We start from the raw sequence: 346 nt of genomic DNA, 5'->3' as shown, positions 1-346 counted from the left end.
GTGCCGACTTCGACGTGGCCGCGGCCGCGGCGCTGTGCGGCACCGGCGACGTCGAGCGGCTGCTGGAGGACCTGCTCGACGCGCACCTGCTGCGTCAGCCCGCACCCGGCCGCTACGGCTTCCACGACCTGATCGCCGAGCACGCCCGCGAGGCCGGCGACCCGGCCGAGACCGCGGCGGCGCTCGACCGGCTCCTGGACCACTACCGCGACGGCGAGTTCTCCTTCACGGCCGAGCGCGCCAACCTCGTCGCCGTCACGGCGCTCGCGGGGTACGACGAGCACGTCTGGCGCATCGCCGACCGCGCGGTGGCGGCGTTGCGCGAGCGGGGGCACCGTGACGAGCT

General features: G+C 76.0%; 1 pseudogene. It reads left to right on the top strand.

From position 1 onward, the window contains the following. Positions 1-14: 14 nt before the first annotated feature. Positions 15-346 (top strand): annotated as a pseudogene (locus tag G3I65_RS56250) (SARP family transcriptional regulator); the annotation flags it as partial.

Origin of the sequence: Amycolatopsis sp. SID8362, assembly GCF_010550475.1 — a bacterium.
In the GTDB taxonomy this organism is placed as follows: Bacteria; Actinomycetota; Actinomycetes; order Mycobacteriales; family Pseudonocardiaceae; genus Amycolatopsis; species Amycolatopsis eburnea.
The sequence above is the reverse complement of the archived record's forward strand: the minus strand, read 5'-3'. Positions and strand labels throughout refer to the sequence as shown.